The following is a 16,035-nucleotide window of genomic DNA, read 5'->3' as shown; positions in this document are numbered from 1 at the left end:
CCCCCATGCTGTTCGGGCTACCCCCTATCTTCTCTGCTGTACATATTCTCGTCTTGCAATCGAACGAGCACCTTACCAAAGCTGCCTCCTTGCCGAAGCGGAACCTCGTCAGTCGGATAATGATTGTCCAGATGCCTCGAGACGATGCCACGAACCCGCTCATCCACAGTCAAGCCGTGCATATTCAACCATTTGATCGTATCATGGAACGCCGCCTCTTTGGAAAGCGTTGTTGTTTTCACCTCTCGGGTTACCAGCGATTGATAAGAGTAGCCCTTCAGCAGCAGTAATTGGGTCAGGTAAATCATCTCCAAATGCTCGGTCTTTCGGGGGCGATCAGTGACAAGCGGCCATATCTCGTCAACCAGGCTGTGCTCCCTGAAACCTACCGCCAAGCTCATATAGCAGAACGCCCTCGCGCAGCTCAGTACCCTCTCCACACTGGCCCAATCAACCAAAACCGGGCACATGGAGACAAAGACAAGATCAAAGGCTCGCTCCCATCCTTTTGCCTCAAGATCAATATTTTCGAAAGGTTCGTGTACCACCTTGACCGTTCCATTGACCAAGGCTGAACTATTCTGCTGCAGGAGCTCGACCAACGGAAGGGAGGTTTCCACCGCGGTTACATCCGCTCCCCGCTCCGCGAAAGGTACGGAAAAGCCACCCGACGCCGCACCTATATCCAGAACAGAAGATCCTGAAAATTCAACGCCCTGGTCCTCCAGCCAGTTCATAATCCGTCTAGCCCTTTGTCTGCCTTCTTCGCTGAACACTTCTTTATTGAATGACTTAGCCGATGAATCAAATGAATGAGCCGGGTCGATGCCGGCCCTCTTCATCTTGTTTACACCCGTATACGGATCTTCCTTCCATGCTTTTTCCCATACCGCCGAATCAAACAGTTCATGGCTCATTGTATATATCACCTATTTTCTCACGATTTTTATGACTCAATTGAAAAACCAACATGGAGGTCTATTCATAATCATTTTTCACATGGGGTCGGGAATGGCTAAACGTTCCTGTCCTTCTGACCGATATGTGAACACGCTTCATGAAAAGAGAAAGGACGAAACCTGCGCAACAACAATCGGGCGTTCTGGCCCAGGATTGTCATGCTCGCCTTCACCAGCTCGGGCAGTAACGTATCTCCATGAAATCACTAAGATTTAGCGAGGTTCATTTTCGGCGGGATATATCCGAGCTGCCTGCCTATTTTCACAATTTGTCCTCTATGATGAAATTCGTGCGTGATGGCATGGGTAAATAGCCATAATTCGGTTAACTCTACGCTGTCACTCTGCCAGGATGCTTGAACGGTAGGATCCCATTGGTTTTTAAATTCATTCAGAAATTCATAAACCAGGGCATCCGTTTTCTTAAAAACTTCACGCATTCCCTGCACATTGTCAACGGATTCTGGTTTTAATCTGGGAAGTGATTTGCCAAGGCCACGATTCCCCAACCATACCCGATAACAATCAGCTACATGAACATGCAGACTCCGAATAGAAACTCCGCCCAGGGCTTCAACTTCTTTAGCATAATCTGTGGGGGACATAGTTTCGCAGTAACGAAATAATGATTCCCTTGTACGCTTAATCAAATCATACTGGCTTTTGAATACATCCATCTTCTTCCCCTCCTTTTGATAATAAGCTACGTATGATTAAATTGCGGATTTCCCCACCTAGTTAATCGCCATACAAAGCGCTAAAAAATACCGTCGTTAATAGCGATGCACGTTATCCTAAAATTAGGATGTCGCATCACTACTCTTCGCCCCCCGAGCAGCCCACATTCCGCTATTCCGAATCAGCTTACGCACGGATTCCACCTGGAAAGATGGAAGATGATGCCCCGGCATCAGATATACCACGCGGCCAGAGCCATATGTATGTGCCCACGCAGCAGGCCACCGCTGGCCATCATGCACATATTCGGCAAGTATAACCGCTGATTCATGCGGACTCAGCTCGAACCGGAACGGTTCTTCATCTATCGTAAAATCGCTTAAGTTCTCCACAATAGGGTGACTCCCCCGATTATATCGAATTGGCAGTGACGTATAGTCCGGATGTCCCGTAACCCTGCCGCCGATTAACTTTTCGAGCTCTTGACTTTGCTGCAGTGAGATACCGTTATGGATGACTAGCAGACCGCCACCGTTTCTCACATAGGATATGAGCGCTTGTACCTGATCTGGGGTGATCTCCAGATCCGAGAAATCCGCGTACGATATGAACAGATCATAGCCCTCCAGCGTATCCTCCTGAAGCACGGCGTAATCATCCGTACATTCAACGTCCATAGGTTCAAATATGGTTTGTAATTCGTGATCAATATGCGCAAAAGGATGATATTTCGCTCCCTCGTATTGTCCAAGCGCAATTGCTTTCTTATTGATATTCATAGTCTCCTCTCCTTCCCATTGATCAGGGTCGCTCTTGTCCTTCATAATCCATCAAGACCAAGGTGCGCATTGGGGGGTCCATCACAAGCTAAAAAATAATGCGATCGGCAGACACATCCGGCGGCACGGCCGCTAGATAACCATCACTTGTCACCCATGGGCTAACAAATGCTGACGCGGTATAGTGGATTGCATAAAGTGCGGCTTCGTTTAAATCGATACCCGCCATTCACCCCCATTATCGATTCAATCATGCCCGTTAAAAATCATATTACAGACTTCAAAGACTCTTATTGTCTTTAATTGACTTAAAAAAAGGAAGGATCATATAACGATGTTATGTTCACGTACAAGATCCGACATTTTCTGATTTCTCAACAGTTCTTCCATCTTCTCTTCTGCCGACAACACCACCTTCTGAATCGGGCATCCTGGTCCATGATCGAAACTGCAATCGAACAAGGAAGCCGAACCTTCAATCGCATGGATAATATCCAGAAACGAAATATCTTCCCAATTTCGTTTGAGGCGATAGCCGCCATTCACCCCCGTTATCGATTCGATCATGCCCGCCTTCACCAACTTGGTCAGTATTTTGGACAGATAGGTGGGAGACACACTTTGTCGCTCCGCCAACTGCTGTACGCCTATTGGTTTCTGGGGAGTCGCCGCAGTAAGAAAGAGCATCGTATGGAGGGCATAGTCTGTGGCCTTGGAGTACTTCATTCAACATCACCTCAATTAGGGACTTCACAGGTCTATAATAGCTATTTTATTTCATTACGTCAAGAAGAAAACATGCGCTTTACGCCGTATTGAACCATGTGCATGTTTCTGGCTTACATACATCGAATTTCTTCACATGATCAATTTTGAGCTCAAGCCCTTCTCATTCTCACTTCGTACACTATCCTTTTTGATAGTACCTATCAATAATGTGCGTACTATTTTTTTATATACTTTCAATCTATACTAACCTTACTTCAAGTAAAGGAGAGAAAAAAATGACGAATATCAAAAGCTACAATCACAGTCTTTGGGATCACGGCATCACCCAGGGTTACTCCGTAAACGGAACTATCTACATTTCGGGGCAATTTTCCCACGACACGGAGGGCACGTTCGTTGGCAAAGGCGATATCGAGGCACAAACCCGGCAAACGCTGGAAAATCTAGATCGCGTACTGGCGGGATTTGATGTCACGAGGTCGAACCTCGCTTATGTGGAGATCTATTTAACAAACGCTGAAGAACATTTCGATCCGGTCATCAGACTGTTCAAGGAATACGTAGGACAACACCGGCCGGCTGGCTGTCTCCTCGGCGTGACCTATCTTGCGTCCGCTGAACAATGGATTGAAATAAGCGCCGTTGCACACACGGACTAACTCGTCACCGTGGTCTGCACAGCAGGTGCGGCCCGAGCTTTGGATCACCCTCCGGTTTAGACAAAATTATAGATCGTAAAAACACAAAAAGCCGCAACGATGCGGCTTTTACGTGTGTATCATTTTCTCGCAAGGCTGCTCCGGCCATTTCATTATCGTTCAATCGATATCCCCTTTAATAGCAGCTTGACCGCATTGACATGCAGAGCTGCATACTCGTCCCCGCTTAGATTTGGCATCGTTAGGCAGAGCTGCGTTGCTCCAGCCAATGTGGACATTACACCAAAACTCAACGTTTCGATATCTTCATTAATAAAGACGCCTTGGTCGATCCCCGTTTGCAGCACTTGCCTTATTGCACGATAGGCTGCTTCTGTGATCTCTCTCAATGTAGCCAATGACTCGGATTCGCTAGAAAGTGTTCTGGCATACTCTTCGAGTGCTTGGACTAATGGACTTTCACAATCTCTGCCGAATAAATCAGCCATTTCAATCAGCTGTTCGCTGGGAGACGTGGAATGCTCCATCAAATGAAGCCACTTTTGTGACATTTGTTCCGCATGCTGGGTAAGCAATTGGAGAAAGAGCACCTCTTTATTTTTGAAATGATGATACAAATTGCCTTTACTCATCTGTGTCGATGCACACAAGTCGTCCATTGTGGCTCGGTCATAACCTTTTTCAATAAATAATAACTTGGCATGGTTTAATATGATCGTTTTTGCTTCTTCTGCTGGCAGTCGCCTTCTGGTCATATGTTCCTCCCGGAACCTTATGAACGGTTCCTTTGATGCTTGAAAAATTGAAAAGCCCCATATGAGATAACAATAGCAAAAATCCCAAAGAATGCAAACGGCATATCCAGCGTGTGACGGTATACAATGCTCTGCAGTCCCATATTATCCAACGTCGATGATCCATATCCCCAAATGGATGTATTAAAAATATTCGTGGCAAAATGGATCCCGATGGGAGCAGCCAGACCATTGGTGTGGTAAGCAACGATTCCCAGAAAGAAGGCCCCCAGCAGGTAATACAACGGTCCAAAAATCCCATAGTTTAGCATTTCGGGATTAAAACCATGGATCAGGGCAAAGGTTAGGGAAGTGGCAAAGATGGACCAGAATACCCCGCCTCTTAATGATCTGAACATACGGTACATATAACCTCTGAAGAAAATCTCTTCAGCAGCACTTTGCAGCAAAATCAAAGGAGCGGTAATGAGGAGTACACCTAACCATGGAAGCGGATCAAAATGAAGCGTAAAAGCTTGAGGATGTACGCCTATATCCACAAGCAAATACAGGATAAGGGCAAATAAATACCATAAAAAATAACGTACAAACTTCCGGAAATCAGGCCTATTACCTTCAAACAAAAATGTTCTAAAACGAATTTTGAAGAAATATCTGGTGACTAGGAAGACTCCGAGAATCAGGAAAACAAAGGACAAATACAGCGTGATCAGACCAGGCAGTCCTGAGCGAGTAGCGGGAATCAAGTTATGAAGCAGACTGAGCCACAATAAAGTGCCGCCCTGCCAAATCATAAAAATGATGATGAAGCCTGCTAAAGATTTGACGCTGAACGGTATCAGCGGTTGAAGGCCATATTTTTTTTCCAATGACATTCACCCATCTCTCATTTTATTTACCGACTATATAGTCGGTAAATAAAATATACATAGCTGATTTTGGTCTGTCAACATTGAACAAGAGTTTTGACGCTCACTTATCTTTGCACTTCTCCACATATGTTCACAAACGCTGGATAACTTTCATGGAATATGCGACTTAAATTCAATTTACACGAATCTAGCGTGGATAATGTTCATAACTCTGTGTATAAAGAACTCCAAAACGATGTTATGCACAGTCCATTCAGAGTCTCACTGCTGTGAGAGCTTGAATTATCCACAATATAGAATTTGGATTTTTCTGCATATCGCTAAGGTATATTAAAAAAAGCGAAGACAAGGGAAGCTCCTCCCTGTCTTCGCTTATGAATTTAGGCCTGCCCGCGGCAGCGCCCGATTTCGGGTCATATGATGTAACCTGTCCTATATCAGGCCCGCATACTCCAATCCATGGCGAATGCCGCCATCGTTCACATGCCTGGTTACATAATCAGCAAGCGGCTTCACTTCCTCATGCGCATTATCCATGGCAATACCGAGCCCTACATAAGACAGCATTTCCTTGTCGTTAAGCCCGTCCCCGAAGGCCACGGCTTCCTCGGCGGTAATCCCGAGATGCTTCAGCACAGCCTCGATCCCCTTGGCTTTCGAACCGCCTCCCGGAATGACATCCATAGCGACCCGATGCCAGCGCACAAAGCTCACATCGCTGAACGGAGCCTCTGCAGAGGTATACAGCTCTTCCTCATGCGCCTCACAGTACAGCAGCGCTTGATATACCTTGGCCTCTTTCCAATAGCTGCTGCGGTATCCAGGAACTTCGACCCTCAGATCGTAGAAAGACTCGGCAACATACGGATGCTCCTCATGGTTTGCAAATCCCGCTTCCGCACCTTGCATCACAATCGGGTGATTGTGCGCAAGCGCCGTATTTTCCAACAGCTCCAGCGTCTTCTCGGAGATCGGGTGCTCGTATACCGCTTTCCCTTGATACACGACATAAGATCCGTTAAAACTTACGAAGGAATCGACACCTAGCTGCCTAGCATAATGCTCAAAATAGTACGGCGCCCGCCCTGTGGCAATAAAAACGTCGATCCCGTTCTTTTTCAACTGATGAATCGCATCGATCGTATCCTGTGGAATTTCCTTCTCTTCATTCACAAGCGTTCCATCTATATCAAAAAACACGGCTTTGTACGTCATCGTATGGTTTCCTCCTGTTAATTTTCTCTTTATTTGCGCCCGTAATCGGCCTTAATCTCTCCCCAGCTCTTCGTCTGCCATTTCAACACCTTGTTCTCATAGGTATTGGTTCTAAGCCAGTGCTCTGCCCGGTCCACCAGATCCCAGATTTCCTTGGTTGATGCATCCCGCGGGAGTGTAGACACCACCTTCTTCTGCTTCAGCCACTTGAGCGCATTCATGGAATCGCTGTACACCGTTTTGGTGCTTCCTATTTTCTTTAAATAAGCTAACGCATGAACGATCGCCAGAAACTCGCCGAGGTTATTCGTCCCCTTCTGGATGGGTCCGCATGAGAATAGAATATCCCCGGTTTGAGTATCTACACCCTTATATTCCACAGGTCCCGGATTTCCCCGCGTTCCCACGTCCACTGAGATGCTATCGTAATCGATCTCTCCCGGATCTATGTCAGGTGAAGCACTGCTTCGCTTGAAACCCTTGGATGCTGAACTTCCGGCACCGCTTCCGGACTGCTGTCCCCAGTAATTCTTATAGCCCGCAGCATAAGCCTTCTCCGCTTCGCTTCGGGATTCGAACGCCTTGAATTTAGCGCCAGTAAACTGGTTCACCTGCTGCTGGCATTCGGCCCAGCTTGTATAAATTCCGGGCACCTTACCTACCCAGACTACATAAAATTTCTGCTTCGCCATCATAAACCTCCATCCTGAGCTAACCTCTCTAGCGTACTATATCACATCCCCCAAAACCAACAAAAAAAGCGCCATCGTCTCCGATCCGCTTTCTGTGTTTGACCTTATGCAATTGTTCTTGTTTCGTAGGTTTGACTCTCACATGCTGTGACAGTGAACTATAATCTTCATTGGTCTTTCTCATCATCGCGGCTGACCATGTGCCGGCACGTTCCGCTTGGCGGAGCGCTTTTTGTGTTTTGGTACGGGCCATGAGGCTCACACTCCTTATATTATGGAATTCCCCTATATTGTACGGCAAACCCGAAGGGAATGGAACGAAAAGCTCGCGCAGACTCCCACTCCCTTTACACAGCTGTTCATTTCCATCCATCAAACGCAAGGGCCTTGTCCCGATAAACGATCTTCACTCCGTCATGCGTCTGGTATTCCAGCCCGTTCAGCTTCGCCTCAGCCTCGTCATCACGTTCGTCACTTCCGATCGTGACCTTATCCTGATCTACATTCGTGATGGTCCACGATCCGCTCGCGTTGTCCAGCGAATATCTTCGGTTCGTCTGCGACAGCAGTCTCTCCTTCAGCTCCCTGGATTCCGAGACGTAGACATAGACACCATCTGCCCCTTCGCTTCCATAAGGCTCCGAAACGCGGAGAACGGCCTTCTCCTCGTCCATCCCCATAGAATGAATCAGCCCGAGCATATGCTCCTTGTGCTTCTCGTACTCCTCCTTGGGCATCCCCATCAAATCCGCAGCACGATATTCCTTCTCGTTATATCCGAAAATAATGCGGTCGCTGATAACATCCCTGTACGAATCGCTGACAATCCCGTCCAGCTCCGCCTGATACTTCGGGTAGTCCATCTGAAAATGCAGCAATTTATATTCGGCCGTCTCCAGCTGCTCAACCTGCTTCACAATTTGTTCCTTCTCCGGATCCGACAGAGCTGACTCGCTGCACGCGGACAATGCCAGCACAGATAACGCTGCAAGCAGCGATAATAATAAAGATTTCATATTTTGTCTCATCTGTGTCTTCCTCCCCTTTCTTTCTATAAAGCTATGATATAATACGGAATCATTGGAGAATAGACCCAATAAGGATAGGAGGGTTCAACCCGATATGAAATTGGAGCGGCTCATATCCATGATTTATATGCTGCTGAACAACGAAATTCTCTCGGCGTCTGCCTTGGCTGAGAAATATAACGTATCCCAGAGAACCATTTATCGGGACATTGACGCAATCTGCGCAGCCGGCATTCCGGTTGTATCCTATCAAGGGGTGAACGGCGGATATGGCATCATGGAACAGTATAAGATGGACAGAAGCCTGCTTGGCTCTTACGACGTCAGCGCCTTAATCACGATCCTGCACAGCATGTCAACCGTGTTTGAGGATGAACGGGCAATGGATACCATACAGCGGCTGCAGACCATTGACCGTTCCGGCAGCTCTGCATCGCGAGGATTGTCCATGGATATCGGGAGCTGGCGGTCACACCATGAATCGCTTCGTCTTCTGCGCGGCGCCATTACGGATCAACACGTGATTTCCTTTCAATACATCAGCGCCAAAAATGAGCGGATTTACAGGAAGGTTGAGCCCCTTCGGCTTATGTATAAATATAGCGTCTGGTATGTGTACGAATTCTGCAGAACCCGGGCCGACTACCGGGAATTCCGCATATCAAGAATGTCGGAGCTCTCTGCATCCGCTGAGCCCTTTCAGCGCAAACATTCGGAGGAGCACACCCAAGGCCCCCATCTTCAAGAGCGGCAGCACCACAGGAACGAAACGCATGCATGGAAAGCTTCCTCAGATGGCATTGAAGTCGTGCTGCATGTATCAACTCAAGCTTTGGCGAAGGCAATGGACCATTTCTATGATGTCCAGCGGGAATTTTGTGAGGACGGATCACTCCGCCTTACATTTAAAATCGACCATCCGGACTCCGGGTGGCTCTGGTCCACCCTGCTGAGCTTTGGTGAGGATATCGAGATCATAGAGCCTGCCAGCTTAAGGACACGCATGCAATCCAAGCTAGAAAAAATGCTGCGGCTTTATGCAAAAGTATGACAGTCCGCTGTCATACTTTTTTATTTACACTGATCTCAACAAAACCAAATCACGAAGCTAAAGGGGACAATGCTCATGAATTATCCCGTCAAAATGTATGAATACCATGCTTGGGCGAATCAAGCCATATTCAACCGTCTGCTGGAGCTGCCGGGCGATGTATACAACCGGAAAATAACGAGCATTTTCCCGACCGTATCCGAGGCGTTGACTCAGATCTACACAACGGATCTCGGTTGGATGAAGATATTGTCCGGGACGGACATGAACGCTGCTTTAGCGGATGCCTACCTGCTTCGCGAGAAGCTGGAAACAATTTTGCTGGAGGACCTGAATCTTCGGTTTATCGAGCTGTCAGAACAATTCACGGCCTTTCTGTCTCAGCATCCGGATCTTGAGCAGAGCATTCGGCTGGATAATCCCTATGCCGGCATCCGGGATACCCGCTTCTCCGAAATCGTGCTGCACATCGTGAATCATGGCACCTACCGTCGGGGAAATATTACCGCCATGCTGCGCCAGCTCGGAAGCTCCTCCACGATGACCGATTACGCTTTTTTTTGGTACCGGAGTGAGTCGGAGCAGGTCCTCAAGTGAGGATTTGAAGAATCGAAAGCTCCTTTCTTGACTCGCAAGTGGCTAGCTGTTCCTACTGTACGAAACCCGACATACTGCCATATAAAAAAAGCCTGCTTCGAAAAACCAGGTTCCGAGCAGGCTATGCCTTGTCACGCGTTCTATAATTTGCGACCTTCCGTCAACCGCACCCAGAAGCCGCCTTTGAAGCTTTTCGGTTCATGAGAGATGATAAACGCCTGCGGCGACATTTTGCCCAGCGTCTCCATCAGACGGCGCTCGTTCTTCCGTTTCACGAGAACCTGCAGCACGAGCCGCTTGCCGTCCTTGCCATCCGCTTCCCATGCGGTCACGCCGTATCCCTTCTCCCTCAGGTTCATCGCCAGGTTGGTCTCTACGGAATTTACAATGACCTGTACCACGATGTACCCGAGTGCCAAATACTCCTCGATCCGGCTGCCGGCATATACCCCAAGGCCGAAGCCCAGGCAATAAGCCGCCATATTAAAGGGATTGTCCAGATTTTGCAGAACAAGATTCAGGCCGAGCAAGTAAACGAATACCTCCAGCATGGCAAGAAGAGAGGCTACCCCTCTTCTGCCTTTGATCATCAGAATCAAGCGCAGCGTAAAAATGGAGACATAGACTACGTTGATGCCGATGATCGAGCCGATAAGCGACAGCGAGATCATCGAGAATCACGGGCAGCAATGTACTCCGGCCTAGGGCTCTGACCCGAGTAGGGCTGAACGATCTTATTTTCCACGCTGTTATAGACCATGAAAATATTGCTGCGCGGCATAGGCGTGATATTGCTGTTCGAGCCGTGCATAATGTTGCAGTCAAACAGCACGATCGATCCCGCTTTGCCAACAGGTGTATCAATTCCGCCTTCCTTCACCAAGCGTGTCAGACTGTCATGGTCAGGAACGCCATATTCCTGCTTGCGCAGCGAATCCTTGAAGTGATTATCCGGTGTCTTGCCAACGCAAGCCACAAACTCCTTATGGGATCCAGGCACGACCATGAGCGGGCCATTAAAGGGATAGTTATCCTCTAGTGCGATGGAGCAGCTCAAAGCCCTCATCCGCGGCATGCCGTCCTCCACGTGCCACGTTTCGAAATCGGAGTGCCAGTAGAACTCCTTGCCCGTAAAACCCGGCTTGTAATTGATGCGCGATTGATGGATATAGGTCTCGCTTCCCAGCAGATATTCCACAATGGCCAGGAGTCTCGGATGCTGGGACAGCTCCTGGAATACCGCATGGCTGTGATGCACCGCGAACACCGAACGCACTTCGTCACCGCCTGGCTCTCGAATAACTTCATCCTTCTCCGACTCTCTCGCGGTCACCTGCAGACTGCGGGCTTCCGCCTGATAGTGCTGCAGTTCCTCCCGATCGAAGAAACCTTCCAGAAACAAATATCCGTTGCGCTCATAGAATTCGGATTGCTCCAGTGTTATAGAAGCATCCGGTGTCCAGTCCGAATACACCACAGGATCCTGTCTCTTTAAGAGTCTTGGCTCTGAATGCAATCTCGAAGGATAAACGTCCATCTCTTTTTCCTGAAAGGCCGATACCTGATTATGACTCATCGCATGTCATCTCCTTTGTTCGATATGGGGGCAAGGAGCGGGTAGGTTCCTTCCTCGTCATGAACTTCAGCCCCCGTCAGCGGCGGATTGAACACGCAGACCATCCGCATCTGGGAACGAGCTCTCAAGTAATGCTTCTCATGTCCATCCAGTGCGTACATCATCCCCGGAGAGATGGGGTAAGTCTCACCCCCGACCACCTGGATCTCACCCTCTCCCTCGATGCAATATACAGCCTCGACATGATTTTTGTACCAGATCAGCGTCTCGGTTCCGGCCTTAATGATGGTGTCATTGAGGGAGAAGCCCATGCCGTCTTTGGTGAGCAGGAGTCTTCTCGAATTCCAAGTCTTCGCATCGATATCGTCCTTCGTATCCACAATCTCTTTCAAATGTTTAACAATCATGACAACCTCTCCTCTGCTGCTAATTGTTTCACGCTGTTTATAAATATCCCCAATCCCTGCTCCAATGTGTCCAACTCAATCGTCAGCGGTGGCATGAGTTTCGCTACTTCACTGTGCGGACCTGACGTTTCCATAATCAGTCCCTGCTCGAAGGCGATTTCAGACAATCTGCCTGCGAGCTCCGGCTTATCAAAGGCAAATCCCTGGATCAGCCCCCTGCCCCGTATTTCACCGCTGAGCTGTGGATAATCCTTAGCTATACAATCCAAGGATTCGCGAATCTGATTCTCGCGAATACCGATATCAAGCTGAAAATCTTCCGTTTCCCAATAATTCAGCGCTGCCGCTGCAGCAACGAATCCGAGATTGTTGCCCCGGAAGGTGCCGTTATGCTCGCCCGGCTCCCAAATATCGATCTCCGGCTTCATCAGCGTGAGCGCCATCGGCAAGCCGAAGCCGCCGATCGATTTCGAGAGGCATATGATGTCCGGCTCAATACCGGCATCATCAAAGCTGAAGAACGGACCCGTTCGGCCGCAGCCCATCTGGATATCATCCAGAATGAGCAGCATCCCCTTATCCTTGCAGATGCGCGCAAGCTTTTGCAGCCATTCCCCGCTCGCAGCATTCAATCCGCCTTCACCTTGTACAGCTTCAACGATAACCGCCGCCGGAAGCGGAATACCGCTCCCCGGATCATCCAGAAGCTTCTCCATATATGCCATCGTATCCACGTCATCGCCGAAGTAACCGTCATAAGGCATAAATACCGAGTGGCTCAGATCCACGCCAGCACCCTGCCGCTTGAAGGAATTGCCGGTAACAGCCAGTGAGCCGAGGGACATGCCGTGAAAGGCATTCGTGAAGCACAGAACGGTGCTACGCCCTGTCACTTTCCGCGCGATCTTGAGCGCTGCCTCTACCGCATTCGTGCCGGTCGGACCGGGGAACATCACTTTATGATCCCAGCCTCGCGGCTTTAGAATGACTTCCTGAAAGCGGGTCAGAAAGGTCTCCTTCGCTTCGGTAGCCATATCCAGACTGTGTGTAACACCATCCTGCATCATATAATCAACCAGCTTCTGTCGAATCTTCTCATTGTTGTGTCCGTAATTTAACGCGCCGGCGCCGGCAAAAAAATCAATGTATTCATTGCCTTGCGTATCCCACAGCCTTGCATTCCGAGCCTTGTCAAAGACCGTCTGGAAGCTGCGGCAATAACTTCTTACTTCCGATTCCAGATTGTTAAACACCGTAAGCTTCGGTTTCTCCATGACTTGATTGTCCATAATTCCCTCCATTGGTCTAAATGTCATTGAAAAAAGGGCCTATCACGAATAATGGCTCATCTTCATGTGACGTTCCATCCGGGAACATCTCCGCTCCATAACCTACGGTTACGGTGCTGGGAATGGATTTCTCCTCGGCATAACCGAGAAATAACCTGCGGGATGCCATGTTGCTTGGCGATACCGTTGTTTCAATGAAGCGAACGCCGTGACATGCCCTCTGGTTCATGAGTCCTGTCAGCATGGCCTTCGCAATCCCTTGCCTCCGATGCGAGCCGGCAACGGCCACCTGCCATACAAACAGCGTTTCCGGATTACGCGGTGAGCGGAATGCAGAGATAAAACCGATGATGTCTCCTTCGTGCTCGGCGATCATACAGGTATCATTGAAATAGTCTCCAAGCAGCATATAACAATAGGGGGAATTCAGATCTAGTGATCCGGTATCTCTTACGAGCTCCCACACCCGGGCGCCATCCTGCGCTTCCGGTCTGCGATAAACGATGTCCACTCCAGTATCAACAATCATTCTATACAAGCACCTCTTTCCATGATCAGTCCCCTGCTCATTTTTCAATTAGAGCGGAATCGCTGCAGAAAGTTTTGCAGCCGCTCGCTCCGGGGATTATCGAATATCTCCTCCGGCGTCCCCTGCTCGACGATCAAGCCGTCCGCACCGAATATGACCCGGTCGGCGATTTCCTTGGCAAAATCCATTTCATGCGTAATCAGCATCATCGCCATATCGCCTTCTTCCGCGATTTCCCGGATCACCTCCAGCACCTCGCCTACCAGCTCCGGATCCAGAGCCGAGGTCACCTCGTCGAACACCATCACCTTCGGCCGCATGACCAGCGCTCGTGCGATAGCAACACGCTGCTTCTGCCCCCCGGACAGATTGGCCGGGTACATCTTCAGCTTGTCGTCCAAGCCGACTTTGCCCAGCATGGAGACGGCCCGCTCCTCCGCCTCCTCCTTGGATAAACCCAGCACTTTGCGCGGGGCCTCCGTCACATTGCGAAGCACACTCATATGCGGGAACAGATTAAAATGCTGGAAAACCATACCGACGCTGCAGCGCATTCGATGCAAATGCTTCTCGTTTGCCCGAACAAGCCTGCCCTTCTCTTGCATATGCCAGAGAAGCTCACCATCAACCTCGATGGTGCCTTCGGTCGGTTCCTCCAGTGTCATTAACATCCGCCCCATCGTCGTTTTGCCCGAGCCGCTCGGACCAATAACAGCCACCTTTTCTCCAGGCTGCATCTCCAGATCGATGCCTTTAAGCACCTGGAGATCACCAAACGACTTCGTCACGCCCTTGTATCTCACCATCGGCTTCACTTCCGCTGCCGGGTTTGGATCAGGCTGCGGCACCTCGGCTCCGGCAAACGCATCAATTACTACTGCGTTCAATAGACTCCCTCCTTATTTTCCACGCTGCAGATTCATTCGTTTCTCCAGCCTTTGCACCAGCAAAGACGCGATATAACTGATAATTAGAAACAGAATGCCAACCAGCGTATACGGCTCGAATGCACGAAACGACTGGGAAACGATATTCTTGGCTGTCAGCATCATCTCAACAAGCGTAATGGCACACAGAATCGGTGTTTCCTTAAACATGACAATCAAATAATTGCCCAGCACCGGAATAATAGGCGGCACCGCTTGCGGCAGAATAATGCTCCGCCAGGTTTGGGCTTTCGTGTAATTCAGAGCAGTTGCAGCTTCCCACTGCCCCTTGGGGACCCCTTCGATGCCAGAACGATACACTTCGGACAGATACGTGCTGTAATGCAGCCCAAGACCGATCACCCCGGCATAGAAGGCCGGAATGGAGATTCCGGTAAGGAGCGGCAGACTGTAGTACAGGAAGAAGACCTGAACCAGCAGCGGTGTATTGCGGATAAATTCGATAATACCTTTGGTCATGAGCGACACAGGCTTCCACTGGCTTCGAGCAGCAAAGGCAAACAGCAGCCCGATTATCAAGGCCACCACAAAAGCGCAGAGCGTCACCCATACCGTCATTTTTAATGCACTCAGCAATTCCGGCAGGATATCAAACACATAATTCCAATCCCACATCCGCTATAGCCTCCCCGCCGTCCATTTACGCTCCAGCAACCGAACTGCCATCGAGACAAGCGTAGCTATGACAAAATACATAAGAAGCAGCAGCACCAGAATCTCGGTTGTCCAGGAAATATAGTTGTTGCGCAGCACCATGGCCTGATACGTCAGATCCGCCATCGTGATGAAATAGACAAGTGACGTAGATTTGATGAGTTCCACCAGCTGATTTCCGAATGGCGGGAGCATTCGCAGTGAAGCTTGAGGCAATATAACATTCCACATCCTTTGCCATGGCTTCATATTAAGCGCCACCGAAGCTTCCCACTGTCCTTTTGGAACAGCCAGCACCGTGCTTCGGACAATCTCGGAGCCATATGCGCCAAAGTTGAATCCAATCGCAAGGATGGCTGCCAGCATTTTGGGAAGCTCAATGCCGATAAACGGAAGAGCAAAATACAACCAGAACAGCTGCACCAGCAAGGAGGTTCCCCGAAAGATTTCCACATACACGGCTGTAACCGTGCGGACGATCCACAGCTTCGACAGTCTGGATAAACCGGCTGCGAAGGACATGGCAATGGCCAGAACAGCTGAAAAGAAGGCGACCAAAACCGTAATCTCCGCTCCTTTCAGCAGAGTAGGAAGAAAATCGATCCATGAATTCGGCATA

21 protein-coding genes are annotated in these 16,035 nt (G+C 49.2%); 3 read left to right on the top strand and 18 right to left on the bottom strand.

Annotated elements, in window-relative coordinates; all coding sequences use genetic code 11:
• Positions 1-17: 17 nt before the first annotated feature.
• The 4 genes from WDY75_RS04130 to WDY75_RS04115 form a co-directional block, all read right to left on the bottom strand.
• Complete coding sequence (locus WDY75_RS04130) at positions 18-917, bottom strand: bifunctional 2-polyprenyl-6-hydroxyphenol methylase/3-demethylubiquinol 3-O-methyltransferase UbiG (protein WP_036643568.1); 900 nt, start codon at positions 915-917, stop codon at positions 18-20.
• Between the two features lie 248 nt (positions 918-1,165).
• Positions 1,166-1,636 carry a DinB family protein gene (locus tag WDY75_RS04125; RefSeq protein ID WP_036643569.1) on the bottom strand — a complete coding sequence of 157 codons (471 nt, stop codon included), beginning with the start codon at positions 1,634-1,636 and terminating at the stop codon, positions 1,166-1,168.
• 123 nt (positions 1,637-1,759) lie between these two features.
• Positions 1,760-2,416, bottom strand: a complete 657-nt coding sequence (locus WDY75_RS04120; protein WP_063477817.1) for a ThuA domain-containing protein — start codon at positions 2,414-2,416, stop codon at positions 1,760-1,762.
• Between the two features lie 324 nt (positions 2,417-2,740).
• Positions 2,741-3,142 (bottom strand): Rrf2 family transcriptional regulator, encoded by a 402-nt coding sequence (locus tag WDY75_RS04115; RefSeq protein WP_006212815.1) that lies wholly within the window; start codon positions 3,140-3,142, stop codon positions 2,741-2,743.
• A 278-nt stretch (positions 3,143-3,420) separates the two neighbouring features.
• Between WDY75_RS04115 and WDY75_RS04110 the strand changes: the two genes are divergently transcribed.
• Positions 3,421-3,804: a RidA family protein gene (locus WDY75_RS04110; protein ID WP_036643570.1), complete on the top strand. Its 384-nt coding sequence runs from the start codon at positions 3,421-3,423 to the stop codon at positions 3,802-3,804.
• Between the two features lie 152 nt (positions 3,805-3,956).
• Here WDY75_RS04110 and WDY75_RS04105 read toward each other — a convergent pair whose 3' ends face one another.
• The 6 genes from WDY75_RS04105 to WDY75_RS04080 form a co-directional block, all read right to left on the bottom strand.
• Entirely contained in the window at positions 3,957-4,559 is a 603-nt protein-coding gene (locus tag WDY75_RS04105) for a TetR/AcrR family transcriptional regulator (RefSeq protein ID WP_006212817.1), read from the bottom strand.
• A 17-nt stretch (positions 4,560-4,576) separates the two neighbouring features.
• Positions 4,577-5,434: a CPBP family intramembrane glutamic endopeptidase gene (locus WDY75_RS04100; protein WP_063477818.1), complete on the bottom strand. Its 858-nt coding sequence runs from the start codon at positions 5,432-5,434 to the stop codon at positions 4,577-4,579.
• A 429-nt stretch (positions 5,435-5,863) separates the two neighbouring features.
• A complete protein-coding gene (locus tag WDY75_RS04095; protein ID WP_036643575.1) occupies positions 5,864-6,646 on the bottom strand; it encodes a Cof-type HAD-IIB family hydrolase in 783 nt (260 codons plus the stop codon).
• A gap of 29 nt (positions 6,647-6,675) precedes the next feature.
• A complete protein-coding gene (rnhA, locus tag WDY75_RS04090) occupies positions 6,676-7,338 on the bottom strand; it encodes a ribonuclease H (RefSeq protein WP_006212819.1) in 663 nt (220 codons plus the stop codon).
• Positions 7,339-7,366: 28 nt separating this feature from the next.
• Positions 7,367-7,591 carry a hypothetical protein gene (locus tag WDY75_RS04085; protein WP_006212820.1) on the bottom strand — a complete coding sequence of 75 codons (225 nt, stop codon included), beginning with the start codon at positions 7,589-7,591 and terminating at the stop codon, positions 7,367-7,369.
• Between the two features lie 106 nt (positions 7,592-7,697).
• Positions 7,698-8,366, bottom strand: a complete 669-nt coding sequence (locus WDY75_RS04080; protein WP_006212821.1) for a hypothetical protein — start codon at positions 8,364-8,366, stop codon at positions 7,698-7,700.
• Positions 8,367-8,460: 94 nt separating this feature from the next.
• Between WDY75_RS04080 and WDY75_RS04075 the strand changes: the two genes are divergently transcribed.
• Positions 8,461-9,417: a YafY family protein gene (locus tag WDY75_RS04075; protein ID WP_338841928.1), complete on the top strand. Its 957-nt coding sequence runs from the start codon at positions 8,461-8,463 to the stop codon at positions 9,415-9,417.
• 75 nt (positions 9,418-9,492) lie between these two features.
• On the top strand, positions 9,493-10,014 hold the full coding sequence (locus tag WDY75_RS04070; RefSeq protein ID WP_063477819.1) for a DinB family protein: 522 nt from the start codon (positions 9,493-9,495) through the stop codon (positions 10,012-10,014).
• A gap of 140 nt (positions 10,015-10,154) precedes the next feature.
• Here WDY75_RS04070 and WDY75_RS04065 read toward each other — a convergent pair whose 3' ends face one another.
• From WDY75_RS04065 to ehuC, 8 genes are read right to left on the bottom strand one after another with little or no spacing between them, the layout of a single operon-like run.
• Entirely contained in the window at positions 10,155-10,685 is a 531-nt protein-coding gene (locus WDY75_RS04065; protein ID WP_006212824.1) for a DUF2179 domain-containing protein, read from the bottom strand.
• A complete protein-coding gene (thpD, locus tag WDY75_RS04060) occupies positions 10,682-11,590 on the bottom strand; it encodes an ectoine hydroxylase (RefSeq protein WP_036643579.1) in 909 nt (302 codons plus the stop codon). Before thpD ends, WDY75_RS04065 begins: the two co-directional genes overlap by 4 nt.
• Positions 11,587-11,997: an ectoine synthase gene (locus tag WDY75_RS04055; protein ID WP_036643580.1), complete on the bottom strand. Its 411-nt coding sequence runs from the start codon at positions 11,995-11,997 to the stop codon at positions 11,587-11,589. The genes thpD and WDY75_RS04055 overlap by 4 nt, the downstream gene beginning before the upstream one ends.
• A complete protein-coding gene (gene ectB / locus WDY75_RS04050; RefSeq protein ID WP_036643582.1) occupies positions 11,994-13,286 on the bottom strand; it encodes a diaminobutyrate--2-oxoglutarate transaminase in 1,293 nt (430 codons plus the stop codon). The genes WDY75_RS04055 and ectB overlap by 4 nt, the downstream gene beginning before the upstream one ends.
• A gap of 16 nt (positions 13,287-13,302) precedes the next feature.
• Positions 13,303-13,815: a diaminobutyrate acetyltransferase gene (gene ectA, locus WDY75_RS04045; protein WP_006212828.1), complete on the bottom strand. Its 513-nt coding sequence runs from the start codon at positions 13,813-13,815 to the stop codon at positions 13,303-13,305.
• Positions 13,816-13,859: 44 nt separating this feature from the next.
• On the bottom strand, positions 13,860-14,702 hold the full coding sequence (gene ehuA / locus WDY75_RS04040) for an ectoine/hydroxyectoine ABC transporter ATP-binding protein EhuA (RefSeq protein ID WP_006212829.1): 843 nt from the start codon (positions 14,700-14,702) through the stop codon (positions 13,860-13,862).
• 12 nt (positions 14,703-14,714) lie between these two features.
• Complete coding sequence (ehuD, locus tag WDY75_RS04035; protein WP_063477820.1) at positions 14,715-15,377, bottom strand: ectoine/hydroxyectoine ABC transporter permease subunit EhuD; 663 nt, start codon at positions 15,375-15,377, stop codon at positions 14,715-14,717.
• 3 nt (positions 15,378-15,380) lie between these two features.
• Positions 15,381-16,034 (bottom strand): ectoine/hydroxyectoine ABC transporter permease subunit EhuC, encoded by a 654-nt coding sequence (gene ehuC / locus WDY75_RS04030; protein WP_063477821.1) that lies wholly within the window; start codon positions 16,032-16,034, stop codon positions 15,381-15,383.
• Position 16,035: the final 1 nt, after the last annotated feature.

This window comes from Paenibacillus glucanolyticus (assembly GCF_037333485.1).
GTDB lineage: Bacteria > Bacillota > Bacilli > Paenibacillales > Paenibacillaceae > Paenibacillus_AQ > Paenibacillus_AQ glucanolyticus.
Note: the sequence above shows the minus strand (reverse complement) of the source record. Positions and strands in the feature narration are given on the sequence as shown.

Excerpts from the sequence above, each read along its gene's own strand:
- WDY75_RS04070 (WP_063477819.1), top strand. The coding sequence starts at position 9,493 with ATGAATTATCCCGTCAAAATGTATGAATACCATGCTTGGGCGAATCAA.
- WDY75_RS04115 (WP_006212815.1), bottom strand. The coding sequence starts at position 3,142 with ATGAAGTACTCCAAGGCCACAGACTATGCCCTCCATACGATGCTCTTT.
- ectB (WP_036643582.1), bottom strand. The coding sequence starts at position 13,286 with ATGGACAATCAAGTCATGGAGAAACCGAAGCTTACGGTGTTTAACAAT.
- rnhA (WP_006212819.1), bottom strand. The coding sequence starts at position 7,338 with ATGGCGAAGCAGAAATTTTATGTAGTCTGGGTAGGTAAGGTGCCCGGA.
- WDY75_RS04055 (WP_036643580.1), bottom strand. The coding sequence starts at position 11,997 with ATGATTGTTAAACATTTGAAAGAGATTGTGGATACGAAGGACGATATC.
- WDY75_RS04095 (WP_036643575.1), bottom strand. The coding sequence starts at position 6,646 with ATGACGTACAAAGCCGTGTTTTTTGATATAGATGGAACGCTTGTGAAT.
- ehuC (WP_063477821.1), bottom strand. The coding sequence starts at position 16,034 with ATGCCGAATTCATGGATCGATTTTCTTCCTACTCTGCTGAAAGGAGCG.
- WDY75_RS04065 (WP_006212824.1), bottom strand. The coding sequence starts at position 10,685 with ATGATCTCGCTGTCGCTTATCGGCTCGATCATCGGCATCAACGTAGTC.
- WDY75_RS04075 (WP_338841928.1), top strand. The coding sequence starts at position 8,461 with ATGAAATTGGAGCGGCTCATATCCATGATTTATATGCTGCTGAACAAC.
- WDY75_RS04105 (WP_006212817.1), bottom strand. The coding sequence starts at position 4,559 with ATGACCAGAAGGCGACTGCCAGCAGAAGAAGCAAAAACGATCATATTA.
- WDY75_RS04080 (WP_006212821.1), bottom strand. The coding sequence starts at position 8,366 with ATGAGACAAAATATGAAATCTTTATTATTATCGCTGCTTGCAGCGTTA.
- WDY75_RS04130 (WP_036643568.1), bottom strand. The coding sequence starts at position 917 with ATGAGCCATGAACTGTTTGATTCGGCGGTATGGGAAAAAGCATGGAAG.
- WDY75_RS04085 (WP_006212820.1), bottom strand. The coding sequence starts at position 7,591 with ATGGCCCGTACCAAAACACAAAAAGCGCTCCGCCAAGCGGAACGTGCC.
- WDY75_RS04110 (WP_036643570.1), top strand. The coding sequence starts at position 3,421 with ATGACGAATATCAAAAGCTACAATCACAGTCTTTGGGATCACGGCATC.
- thpD (WP_036643579.1), bottom strand. The coding sequence starts at position 11,590 with ATGAGTCATAATCAGGTATCGGCCTTTCAGGAAAAAGAGATGGACGTT.
- ehuD (WP_063477820.1), bottom strand. The coding sequence starts at position 15,377 with ATGTGGGATTGGAATTATGTGTTTGATATCCTGCCGGAATTGCTGAGT.
- WDY75_RS04125 (WP_036643569.1), bottom strand. The coding sequence starts at position 1,636 with ATGGATGTATTCAAAAGCCAGTATGATTTGATTAAGCGTACAAGGGAA.
- ectA (WP_006212828.1), bottom strand. The coding sequence starts at position 13,815 with ATGATTGTTGATACTGGAGTGGACATCGTTTATCGCAGACCGGAAGCG.
- WDY75_RS04100 (WP_063477818.1), bottom strand. The coding sequence starts at position 5,434 with ATGTCATTGGAAAAAAAATATGGCCTTCAACCGCTGATACCGTTCAGC.
- WDY75_RS04120 (WP_063477817.1), bottom strand. The coding sequence starts at position 2,416 with ATGAATATCAATAAGAAAGCAATTGCGCTTGGACAATACGAGGGAGCG.